Annotated in this window: 8 protein-coding genes and 1 pseudogene; 3 read left to right on the top strand and 6 right to left on the bottom strand. The window is 55.1% G+C overall.

Features of this window, described 5'->3' with window-relative positions; translation table 11 throughout:
• Window positions 1-288 precede the first annotated feature (288 nt).
• Complete coding sequence (locus tag QRY16_RS13840; RefSeq protein ID WP_289776994.1) at window positions 289-1,410, top strand: GMC family oxidoreductase; 1,122 nt, start codon at window positions 289-291, stop codon at window positions 1,408-1,410.
• On the top strand, window positions 1,407-2,624 hold the full coding sequence (locus QRY16_RS13835) for a cytochrome c (protein ID WP_289776993.1): 1,218 nt from the start codon (window positions 1,407-1,409) through the stop codon (window positions 2,622-2,624). The genes QRY16_RS13840 and QRY16_RS13835 overlap by 4 nt, the downstream gene beginning before the upstream one ends.
• A 69-nt stretch (window positions 2,625-2,693) precedes the next feature.
• On the opposite strand, the pseudogene dacD reads toward QRY16_RS13835, so the two are convergent.
• Window positions 2,694-3,857 (bottom strand): annotated as a pseudogene (gene dacD / locus QRY16_RS13830) (serine-type D-Ala-D-Ala carboxypeptidase DacD).
• A 201-nt stretch (window positions 3,858-4,058) separates the two neighbouring features.
• Between dacD and sbcB the strand changes: the two are divergent.
• Window positions 4,059-5,477, top strand: coding sequence for an exodeoxyribonuclease I (sbcB, locus tag QRY16_RS13825; RefSeq protein WP_289776992.1), 1,419 nt, complete (start codon window positions 4,059-4,061; stop codon window positions 5,475-5,477).
• Window positions 5,478-5,512: 35 nt separating this feature from the next.
• On the opposite strand, the gene QRY16_RS13820 is transcribed toward sbcB, so the two are convergent.
• From QRY16_RS13820 to ltnD, 5 genes are all read right to left on the bottom strand, one after another.
• Window positions 5,513-6,868 (bottom strand): GntP family transporter, encoded by a 1,356-nt coding sequence (locus QRY16_RS13820; RefSeq protein WP_289776991.1) that lies wholly within the window; start codon window positions 6,866-6,868, stop codon window positions 5,513-5,515.
• A gap of 126 nt (window positions 6,869-6,994) precedes the next feature.
• Window positions 6,995-7,780, bottom strand: coding sequence for an HPr family phosphocarrier protein (locus QRY16_RS13815; RefSeq protein WP_289776990.1), 786 nt, complete (start codon window positions 7,778-7,780; stop codon window positions 6,995-6,997).
• Window positions 7,780-8,424: a 3-oxo-tetronate 4-phosphate decarboxylase gene (gene otnC, locus QRY16_RS13810; protein WP_193404941.1), complete on the bottom strand. Its 645-nt coding sequence runs from the start codon at window positions 8,422-8,424 to the stop codon at window positions 7,780-7,782. Before otnC ends, QRY16_RS13815 begins: the two co-directional genes overlap by 1 nt.
• The gene (otnK, locus tag QRY16_RS13805; RefSeq protein WP_289776989.1) at window positions 8,417-9,682 is read right to left on the bottom strand and encodes a 3-oxo-tetronate kinase; all 1,266 of its coding nucleotides are present in this window, start codon (window positions 9,680-9,682) and stop codon (window positions 8,417-8,419) included. The genes otnC and otnK overlap by 8 nt, the downstream gene beginning before the upstream one ends.
• Window positions 9,682-10,587, bottom strand: coding sequence for an L-threonate dehydrogenase (gene ltnD / locus QRY16_RS13800; protein ID WP_289776988.1), 906 nt, complete (start codon window positions 10,585-10,587; stop codon window positions 9,682-9,684). The genes otnK and ltnD overlap by 1 nt, the downstream gene beginning before the upstream one ends.
• Between the last annotated feature and the right edge of the window lie 106 nt (window positions 10,588-10,693).

Raw genomic sequence — 10,693 nt, 5'->3', positions numbered from 1 at the left:
CGTACGCCAATGGCCACGTTACTTGATGGAAAACGGGTCTGGGCAGAAAAGAATCTGAACCAGATTTAATCTGACAGACACCTGTATAAATAACCGGTAACTGTCAGATCAGGTCTGAGCTAGTACACGTCAGGGCAAGCTGGCAATATCAACGGCCAGGTTCGTGACGGCGGCAATCCGTTTGAAGGGCCGCGATCGGGTGAATATCCGACTGCCCCGCTGCGTCAGCCTTACGGCCCAACATTGTTTGCTGATGCGGCTAAAAACCTTGGCTATAAGCCTTTCCCTGTGCCCTCCTCGTTGGTTTCCGAAGCCTATACCAATCCGTATGGCGTAACGATGGGGCCTTGTACTTTCTGCGGCTTTTGCACCAACTACGGCTGCGCCAACTACTCCAAGGCCAGCGCGATCACCACAGTGTTACCGGCGCTTATACGCAAACCCAACTTTTCTGCTTATACCAACTGCGAAGTGCTGGAAGTGCTAACCGATTCCACCGGTAAAAAAGCGACTGGCGTAACCTATATCGACTCTTCTGGCGATAAATGGGAGCAACCCGCTGATCTCGTGATTGTTGCCGCCTTCACCTTTGAAAATGTTCGTTTGATGCTGCTTTCCGGTATCGGTGAAGCCTACGATCCCGTGACCAATAAAGGCACCACCGGTCGCAACTACGCCTACCAAACCGCCAATGGCGTGACGCTGTTCTTTGATAACAAAAACTTTAACCCGTTTATTGGTGCCGGCGCGGTAGGCATGGGCATTGACGAATTTAACAACGACAATTTCGATCATAGTGGTCTTGGCTTCTTTGGCGGCGGCAGCATTCGCGTCACCCCTATTGGCTCCGCGCCGATTGGCTATCGCCCCTTACCGCCTAAGACCCCGAAATGGGGTTCAAAGTGGAAACAGGCGCTGAAAGATAACTATCTCAGCACCATGTCGATAGGCTGTGAAGCCAGCAGTTACACCACGCGCACTAACTATTTGTCGTTAGATCCTAACTACAACGATCCGCACGGCCGGCCGCTGCTGCGTATTACCTTCGATTTTGCGCAAAACGACCTGAAGATGGCGCAGTACTGTACTAACAAGGTGGCAGAAATTGCTAAATCGATGAATCCACGTGAAATGATTGTCAAACCTATGACCGGACACTGGAGCAGCGTGCCTTATCAGTCCTCGCACGTAGTGGGCGGATTTATTATGGGAGCCGATCCCAGCACCAGTTCGGTAAACCAACATCTTCAGGTATGGGATGTGCCGAACCTGTTTGTGGTAGGCGCCTCAGCCTTTCCACAGAACCCCGGTTACAACCCAACCGGCACCGTTGGTGCGCTGGCCTACAAAGCCGCACACGATATTCGTCAATACTATCTGAAACGTCCGGGGGAGATGATTAGCGTATGAAAACATTATCGCTTTTCTCTGCGGCTGCCGTGCTCATGACGTTAAGCCTGAGCAGTCAGGCCCAGCCGGAATACGATCAGATTGCCCGGGGCCAGTACATCGCCACGCTTGGGGATTGTACCGCGTGTCACACCAGCGATGAAAAACAGCCTTTCGCCGGAGGTGTCAGGCTGCAAACGCCGTTCGGTACGCTGGCAGGCGCTAACATTACGCCAGACCGTGAAACCGGTATCGGTAACTGGAGCTACGATGATTTTCGTCGCGCCATGAATGAAGGTGTTGGGCATAATGGCAAGCGTTTATACGGGGCGATGCCCTATACCGCTTACACCCAAATGTCGGAAAAAGATCTGCAAGACTTATGGGCGTGGATGCAAACGCTACAGCCGATCCATCACCCCGTTGAGACTAACCAACTGCCTTTCCCGTTCAATATCCGCGCCAGCTTACTGTTCTGGAACTGGATCAACTTCGATAAGGGCGAATTTAAGGCCAACCCCAATAAATCTGCCGAATGGAATCGCGGTGCGTATTTGGTGGAAGGTCTGGGACACTGTGGCACCTGTCATACGCCAAAAAATCTGCTGGGCGGCGATAAGAGCAGCCATTTTCTTGGCGGTGAAGTGGTCGAAGGCTGGTATGCGCCTGACCTCAGCGCCAGCGAACATACCGGTTTAGGCAAATGGACACAGCAGGATATTATGAGCTACTTGCGTACCGGCGTGAACCGTTATGACATCGCTTCTGGGCCAATGGCAGACGCGGTACGTCACTCGACGCAGCACTGGCGTGAAGACGATCTCAACGCAGTCGCAGTTTACCTTAAGGATGGCGATAAAAAAGCCGGGAAAAAACCGGAGCCGCTAGCGGCGAGTGATGCGCGCATGAAAATGGGGGCCACTATTTATGAAGCCAAATGTTCAGCCTGCCACAGCCCTGGCGGACGCGGTGAGAAGAATATCTTCCCGCAGCTGGCAAACAATCCGTTGCTCAACCAGCCTGATGCCACCTCGCTGATGCGCGTCGTGCTGGCGGGAAGCCGCGGTGTCGATACCGATGCACATCCCACCGCGCCTGCGATGCCTGCATTTGCGGGTACGTTAAGCGATGAGAATATTGCTGCGGTGATTACCTATATCCGTAACAGCTGGGGCAATGCTGCCGCTCCGGTCGATGCCGGAGAGATAAAAAAGATGAAGGATGATCTGCAATAAAACGCGAACAGGGCAGCCAACAGGCTGCCCTTTTTTCGGCGGCTTTTTACGCGATACCACAAACGCGAATCAAAGCTTTTGCTTCAGATAATCTTCTATGCGCGTAACAATGCCCGCTTCATCAACAGCTTTCAGCGTTGCCAGCGGATAACTTGCCAGCTGCTTGTCTTTGTCCATGACCTGAATTTCACCGATGGTTTCATTCGCTTTCAGCGGCGCGTCGAGTTCTTTGCGATTAATAACGTACCTGGCCTTCACGTTCTGAATTTCACTGCGCGGCAGCGCCAGGTAAATATCGTTGACGGTGCCGACATCAACCTGGTGTGGATTACCGTACCAGACATTCTCAGTGCCAATCTTTTTACCGGCATGGAACAGTTGAACGGTATCAAAGGTATTTTGTCCCCAGATTAGCAACTTGCGCGCCTGCTCTTCACGCCCTTTCGCGCTTTTGCCGCCCATAATTACTGCAATCAGGCGATGTTTTCCCACCACATTGGAAGCGATGATGTTAAAACCGGCGGTTTCGGTATGGCCGGTTTTCAGACCATCAACATGCAGATTGTTATCCCATAGCAAACCGTTGCGGTTGTTCTGCATGATGCCATTCCAGGTCAGCGTTTTCTCGCTATACATGGCGTAAAAATCTGGTTCGCCATCAATAATCGCCCGGGAAAGTTTCGCCATATCCAGCGCACTGGAGAACTGACCTGGCGCATCCAGACCATGTACCGTTTCAAAATGCGTATTCTGTAAGCCCAGTTTTTCAACATACTGATTCATCAGTTTAACGAAACCGGCTTCGCTGCCCGCCACGTAATCTGCCAGCGCGACACAGGCGTCATTACCGGAATCAATGATCACACCACGGCTCAGATCGCGCACGCTTAGCTTGTCGCCAGGCTTGAGGAACATCAGCGATGAGCCTTTGAATACCGGATTACCCGCCGCCTAGGCATCTTTACCTACAGTTATCATATCGTCGCGGGTAATTTTTTTCTGATCGATAGCGCGATCGACCACGTAGCCCGTCATCAGTTTAGTCAGGCTGGCTGGATTACGGCGTTCATCAGGATTTCCGGCCGTCAGCACCTGGCCGGTGGTGGCATCCATCAATACCCAGGAAGCGGCGTCAATGGCCGGTGGCGTCAGGGGAAAAGGCATATCTTCGGCTTGCGCCAGCGATGCCCAAAAAATAGTTGCAGTTACAGTAATCAGCAGACGCCTTTTCAACACTTTATCCTTAGTTGCGCAAACAGGTAAACGAAACAGAAACAGCCGCACGTTTTACGGCAAAAGCGTCGAGAAGGTTTGTCTAAATTGAAAAAAAGTATGATCGGTGCAATCTGCTTCGCAACCTGTACCGGCGCGGTTGTGCTGACGCGCCCGGCAGACTATCCTGAGCGCTGATTTTTTCCCGTAAAGGAAAACGCTGTGCCTTCGGATTTAACTTTTTTGTTTCACGATTATGAAACGTTTGGCACCAGTCCTTCGCTGGATCGTCCGGCGCAGTTCGCTGGCTTGCGCACCGACAACGAATTCAATCCAGTTGGCGAGCCGCAGGTGTTTTACTGCCGTCCACCGGATGATTATCTGCCTCAGCCGGAAGCGGTGATGATTACCGGCATCACGCCGCAAATCGCCATGGCGCGAGGCGTCAGCGAAGTGGCGTTTGCCGAACGCATCCACGCGCTGTTTACCGAGCCGCAAACCTGTGTTGTGGGCTACAACAACGTGCGCTTCGACGACGAAGTGACGCGCAATATTTTTTATCGCAATTTTTATGATCCCTACGGCTGGAGCTGGCAAAACGGCAATTCTCGCTGGGATTTGCTGGATGTAATGCGTGCCTGCTATGCGCTGCGCCCGGACGGCATCCACTGGCCAGAAAACGATGACGGCTTTCCCAGCTTCCGCCTGGAACATTTGACCAAAGCTAACGGCGTGGAGCATCAGAACGCCCACGATGCGATGTCTGACGTCTACGCCACGCTGGCCATGGCAAAGCTGGTAAAAGAGAAGCAGCCGAAACTGTTTGCATTTTTGTTTACGCATCGCAACAAAAATAAACTGATGACGCTGATCGACATCCCGCAAATGAAACCGTTAGTACATGTTTCCGGCATGTTTGGCGCCGCACGGGGTAATACCAGCTGGATTGTGCCGCTCGCCTGGCATCCGGAGAATCGCAACGCGCTGATTGTCGTGGATCTGGCGGGCGATATGACTCCACTGCTGACGCTGGATGCCGATACGCTACGTGAACGTTTATATACGCGTAAAAGCGAACTGGGCGAGCTGGCCTCAGTGCCCATCAAGCTGGTGCATATTAATAAATGTCCGGTTCTGGCCCCAGCCAATACCCTGCGCCCGGAAGATGCCGAGCGGTTAGGCATTGATCGTCAGCGCTGTCTGGATAATCTGGCGCTACTGCGTCAACAGCCGGATGTGCGTGAAAAAGCGGTAACCCTTTTTGCTGAAGCCGAGCTGTTTACTCCACCAGATGATGTTGATGCGCAGTTATATGACGGTTTCTTTAGCGATGCCGATCGGGCGGGTATGACGATTATCCGTCAGACCGCGCCGCAGAACTTGCCTGCGCTGGATTTAACCTTTGAAAGCCCCCGCGTAGCGAAACTGCTGTTCCGTTACCGCGCCCGCAATTTCCCCGGCACGCTGGATGACGCCGAGCAACAGCGCTGGCTGCAACATCGTCGTGAAGTGTTAAATGCCGAGAAAGTGCAGGCGTTTTTGCTGGAGCTGGAGTCACTGGCGAGTTTGCATGAGGCGGATCAGGAGAAGCTTGGGCAGCTAAAAGCGCTGTATTTGTATGCCCAGGAACTGGTTTCATAGCGAAAGTCAGGGGCGGTATTTTCCGCCCCCAGAGATTACACCAGCGCCCAGAGCAGCCAGGTCAAGGCGAAGCCGCTCAGGCCCATCAATGTGGTCAGCACCGTCCAGGTTTTCAAACCATCTGCTACCGACAGGCCGAGATAGCGCGTTACCACCCAGAAGCCCGCATCATTGACATGCGACAGCCCTAACCCGCCGAAGCACGCTGCCAGCGTCACCAGCACGCGCTGCATATCGCTCACCCCAGCCACTGCCTGCAACAGCAGGCCGCTGGTGGTCAGGATCGCTACGGTGGCGGAACCCTGTGAAGCACGCAGCGCCAGCGACAAAATAAACGCCGCCGGTACCAGCGGCAGATGGAGCGTTTCCAGCGTCACCGCCAGCGCTTTACCCACCCCTGACTCCACCAGCACTTTGCCGAATGCGCCACCTGCACCAGCGACCAGAATCACGCTCGCTGAAGTTGGAATCGCCCGGCCAGTCAGATCTTCCAGTTTGTCTTTGCTCCAGCCGCGACGTACACCCAGCAGCCAGGCCGCTAAACCTAACGCAATCAGCAGCGCAATCGGCGGCGTACCAATCACCATCATCACTTTACGCAGCACACTCTCTTCGGACAGCAAGGTGTGCGATAAAGTGCCCAGTACGATTAACGCGATCGGCACCACAATCAACCCGCTAATGGTCAGCGCGCCTGGCGGAGCCACTTCGTGCTTTTTCTCGCTGCCTTCCGGCTTCGCCATCTGCAACTGTTCCAGCACCTCGACCGACAGATGATAATGACGACGGTTCATCACTTTCGCCGCATAATAGCCGACGATACCGACTGGAATCGAAATCGCGATGCCGAGCATCATCAACCAGCCCATATCGGTATGCAGGATCCCTGCCGCCGCAGCCGCGCCCGGATGGGTCGGCAGCGCCGCATGAACCGTCAGCATCACGCCAGCCATGGGCAGACCAAACTTCAGCGGCGATACCCGAGCCACCTTGGTAAAGCCGTAGATCAGCGGGATAACGATAATAAAGCCGACCTCAAAAAATACCGGAATACCCAGGATAAACGCCGCCATCGTCAACGCGGCTACGGTGCGCTTCAGGCCGAGGGTTTTACTGAAGCGCTGCGCCAGCGACTCCGCGCCGCCCGACGCTTCAATGATCGCGCCAAGCATCGCCCCCAGCACGATGATAATGGTGATATGGCCGAGCAGACCGCCCATACCGCTGATAATCGTCTCCATGATTTTTTCAGCCGGAATGCCGGTAGCAACCGCCACCAGCAGGCTGACAATGAGCAGCGCAACAAAGGGGTGAACTTTCGCTTTGATAACCAGCAGCAGTAAGATCACGATGCTGGCAGACGCAATAGCTAACAGCAATGCGGTAGACATGGTAAGCCTCGGTAATAATTATCTTTTTGGGATTAAGGGGGTACAGCACAGCCTGGTGCCGGTACGTCAAAAGGACGACCAGAGCCACACCGGCGCCGAAACGCCGGTGTTATTTCATGGGTTATTTCAGGATTTCTTTGCCCAGGGCGCGAACCAGCCGAGGCCACTGACCGTGTTGCCACGGGGGATATATTCGCAGCCGATCCAGCCGTCATAGCCGACATCGTCCAGCAACGTGAACAGCCACGGATAGTTGATTTCCCCCTCATCCGGTTCATGCCGGTCCGGCGCGGAGGCGATCTGCACATGGCGATAGCGCCCGGCATACTGGCGAATCAGGTGGCTGAGATTGCCATCCACCAGCTGCGCATGAAACAGGTCAAGCTGAGTAGCAACATTAGGACGAGCAATCCGCTCAACCATGTCTAAGGTTTGATACTGGCTGGAATAGAGGTAATTCGGCTTGGTTTTCGGGTTCAGCGCTTCAATCAGTAGCGTGATGCCGTGCGGCGCAAAGCGCTCCGAGGCGTAACGCATATTGTTGACAAACGTATCGACATACGACTGACGATCGGCTCCCTCTGGCACGGTCGCCGCCATAATATGGACCTGCGGACAGTTCAGTGCCAGCGCATAGGTCAGCGCGCGATCAATATCGGCATGTGCATCGGCTTCACGACCGGGAATGGCCGATACGCCCCACTCACCCGCCGCCACGTTACCGGCCGCCGTGTTGAACAGTACCAGCCTGAGATGATTCTCATCCAGTAACTGCTTCAGCTGCGCTGCAGGATAGTCATAAGGAAACAGAAATTCCACCGCCTCAAAACCGGCCTGCGCGGCAGCGGCAAAGCGCTCCAGAAATGGCACCTCGTTAAACTGCGTAGATAAGTTGGCTGCAAACTTCGGCATTATCGACTCCTTAATTCCACCACTTCGTCATCCGTCAGATAACGAATGGCGCGGTCGCCCAGCGTAAACATCAGCCGTGCGGTCTCTTCCAGCTCTTCGGTATTGTCCGCCGCTTCACGCAGCGATTTTCCCACTACCACCGGGCCGTGATTAGCCAGCAGGAAAGCGCGATAGCGCGATGCCAGCCGCGCCAGATCCTCAGCCAGCCGCTGATCGCCCGGCTTATAATAAGGCACTACCGGCACGTCACCCACACGCATGACCACGTAAGGGGTAAACGGACGGATACAGTTTTGCGTGTCCAGCCCTTGCAGACATGAGAGCGCGGTCAGGTAATGGCTGTGCAGATGTACCACCGCTTTGCAGTCAGGATTATTCAGATAGAGCGCCCGATGAAAGGCGATCTCTTTCGACGGTTTATCGCCGGATAGCCACTCGCCTTCTGGCGTGACTTTCGACAAGCGCTCGCCATCCAGCTCGCCCAGGCAGGAACCGGTCGGCGTGGCCAGCAGATTGCCATCTTCCAGCAGCATCGACAAATTGCCGGCTGAGCCAGTGGCGTAACCGCGCTGAAAGAAGGAAGCACCGAGCTGTACCATCTCGGCGCGGGCCTGCTGTTCGTTAAGAGAATATTGTTCAGGCATGGGAAAACTCCGTTTGGGCGCGGCGGAAAAAGTGCTCATCACCAAAATTGCCGGATTTCAGCGCCAGCGACAGCGGCTGCCGAATATCGCGCACCCAGGGTACGCCAGGGGAGATGGTCGGGCCGATGTGAAATGCCGTGACGCCAAGGCTCTGCGCTACCACACCCGACGTTTCGCCGCCAGCCACGATAAAGCGCTGCCAGCCGCGTTTTTTCAGCTCACGCGTCACGGCGGCAAACAGATTTTCCACTGCCTCGCTGCTGCGCTGCGCGCCGTACTGCTGCTGGATTGCCTGCAAATTTTGCGCATCAGCCGTGGCGAACAGCAGCGGAGCCAGCGCCTGATGGCTGTTGGCATCAACCCAGTCGCAAAGCTGCAGGGCATAACTTTCGACATCGTCGAGACACCGTTCGACCTGCACTTCCTGCGCTGGTGCCTGCTGTCGATAGGCGCTGACCTGGCGATTGGTCATTTGCGAGCAGGAACCAGAGATAACTATGGCGCGCGTTCCCTGGGGACGACCGGCCTGTTCGGCGCTGCGGTGATCGGCATCGTCCTGTGCCCATTGCCGCGCCAGACCGATCGCCAGCCCGGAACCGCCGGTGACCAGACGCATGTCACGCAGCGCTTCACCCTGCGTCAGCAGGTGCTGTTCGTTCAGGGTATCGATTGCGACGTAGTGAATGCCCTGCTCACGCAGTTCGTCAAGCTTACAACGTACCGCGTCCACGCCCTGCTCAACCACCTGTGAGGCAATTAATCCCGCTTTGCCTTTGGCCTGGCGCTCCATCAACCGCAGCAGGTTGCTGTCAGTCATCGGCGTTACCGGATGATGGCGCATACCGGAATCTGACAGCAGTTGCTCGCCGACAAACAGATGCCCCTGATAAACGGTGCGGCCGTTCACCGGCAGTGCCGGACAGATCACCGTTTGCGTTTCGCCAAGCGCCGCCAGCAGTGCATCGGTGACTGGTCCGATATTGCCCCGCTCGGTGCTGTCGAAGGTCGAACAATATTTAAAATAGAAGCGCTCGCAGCCCTGCTGTTGTAACCAGCTCAGCGCCGCCAGCGACTGCTCAATCGCCTGCTCAACCGGACAGGAACGCGATTTCAGGCTGATGACGATTGCCTGCGCGTCCAGCGCGTCGCTGTTATGCGGCACGCCATTAAACTGAATGGTGGAGAGACCGTTTTGCACCAAAAAACTGGCGATGTCGGTCGCACCGGTAAAATCGTCGGCAATGACTCCCAGTCGCATCAGGCTTTCTCCCCACCTTGCGGCAGCGTGATGCCGCTGAAAATTTTGATCACCGCGCTGTCATCTTCGCGGCCATAACCGGCATTGCTGGCTTCGGTAAACATATTGAGCGCAGTAGACGCCAGCGGCAGCGGGAAATGCAACGTTTTGGCGGTGTCGGCGACCAGATTCAGGTCTTTAACAAAAATATCGACGGCGGATTTAGGGCTGTAATCACCCTCGACCACGTGACGCATGCGGTTTTCAAACATCCAGGAATTGCCTGCGGCATGGGTAACCACGTCATACATGGTGTCGAGCGGAATGCCCGCACGCGCCGCCAGCGCCATCGCTTCTGCGCCCACCGCGATATGTACGCCCGCTAATAGCTGGTGGATAATTTTGACGGTAGAGCCCAGACCGATTTCGGTCCCAACACGATAGACTTTCGCCGCCACCGCATCCAGTACGGGTTGCAGTTTGGTAAAGGCTTCTTCACTGCCTGATGCCATCACGGTCATATCGCCCGTAGCGGCCTTGACCGCGCCGCCTGATACTGGTGCATCCAGCATTAATAGCTGATGCTCAGCCAGTTTTTGCTCAAACTGTTGCGCGTCCTGTGCAGAGATAGTAGAAGAGATCATCACCACCGTGCCGGGCTTCAGTTTTGCCGCCAGGCCATTTTCACCGAATAAAATCGCATTGACCTGCTTTGCATTCACCACCAGCAACAGCACCGCGTCGAGCTGATCGACAAAGCGGTCTGCTGAAGTCTGCGCATCACGCGCGCCCGCCTGACGCAGAACGTCCAGCGCGGCAGGATTAAGATCCACGCCCCAGGTATTCAGACCCGCACGGATACAAGATTGCGCCGCGCCCATCCCCATTGAACCTAAACCGATAACACAGATGTTTGAGACTGGCATCGTCGCCCCCTCTGTTAAATTAAGTGATTATTTGTTTGATGATGTTAATCCTGACAGGTCACCCGATGAAAAAATGTGTGTGGCATCACAAAAAATAACTTCAGCG

It is taken from the genome of Mixta mediterraneensis, from assembly GCF_030283135.1.
Classification (GTDB): Bacteria; Pseudomonadota; Gammaproteobacteria; order Enterobacterales; family Enterobacteriaceae; genus Pantoea; species Pantoea mediterraneensis.
This window is presented reverse-complemented; position numbering and strand designations above follow the sequence as displayed.

Coding starts and splice junctions, on each gene's coding strand:
- QRY16_RS13815 (WP_289776990.1), bottom strand. CDS start 7,780: ATGCCGAAGTTTGCAGCCAACTTATCTACGCAGTTTAACGAGGTGCCA.
- otnK (WP_289776989.1), bottom strand. CDS start 9,682: ATGCGACTGGGAGTCATTGCCGACGATTTTACCGGTGCGACCGACATC.
- ltnD (WP_289776988.1), bottom strand. CDS start 10,587: ATGCCAGTCTCAAACATCTGTGTTATCGGTTTAGGTTCAATGGGGATG.
- QRY16_RS13835 (WP_289776993.1), top strand. CDS start 1,407: ATGAAAACATTATCGCTTTTCTCTGCGGCTGCCGTGCTCATGACGTTA.
- otnC (WP_193404941.1), bottom strand. CDS start 8,424: ATGCCTGAACAATATTCTCTTAACGAACAGCAGGCCCGCGCCGAGATG.
- QRY16_RS13820 (WP_289776991.1), bottom strand. CDS start 6,868: ATGTCTACCGCATTGCTGTTAGCTATTGCGTCTGCCAGCATCGTGATC.